Here is a 539-nt window from a genome sequence, read left to right as displayed (position 1 = left end):
AGCGACATGGACAGCGGCAAACTCAACAAAAATGCCACAGCGAAAATCGATGAACGCAATATTGTGGTTTGGTCTCCGGTGATGGATAAACTGGCTGGACAAAGCACACGCATCGAACACGCTTGTGAGGCCGCCATGTTGATGAGCGACAACACCGCTGCGAACTTAGTGCTAAATGAAATTGGTGGTCCTAAAGCGGTCACGTTGTTTTTGCGCTCTATTGGCGACAAAGCAACGCGACTTGACCGATTGGAGCCTCGTTTGAATGAAGCAAAACCGGGCGACAAGCGAGACACCACAACGCCTAACGCCATGGTAAACACCCTACACACCTTGATGGAAGATAACGCCCTATCTTACGAGTCACGCACACAGCTTAAAATCTGGATGCAAGACAACAAAGTATCGGATTCGCTCATGCGCTCTGTTCTGCCAAAAGGCTGGTCGATTGCAGACCGCTCTGGCGCAGGTAACTACGGTTCACGCGGCATTAGCGCGATGATCTGGAAAGACAACTACAAGCCGGTTTACATCAGTAT

1 protein-coding gene is annotated in these 539 nt (G+C 50.1%); it reads left to right on the top strand.

The genetic code is table 11. The features are described 5' to 3' along the window. On the top strand, positions 1-539 hold a 539-nt coding region (gene bla / locus R7Z77_RS28060; protein ID WP_318137397.1), incomplete at both ends, for a class A beta-lactamase.

The sequence above is a fragment of the Vibrio sp. 1401 genome, from assembly GCF_033340295.1.
This window is presented reverse-complemented; position numbering and strand designations above follow the sequence as displayed.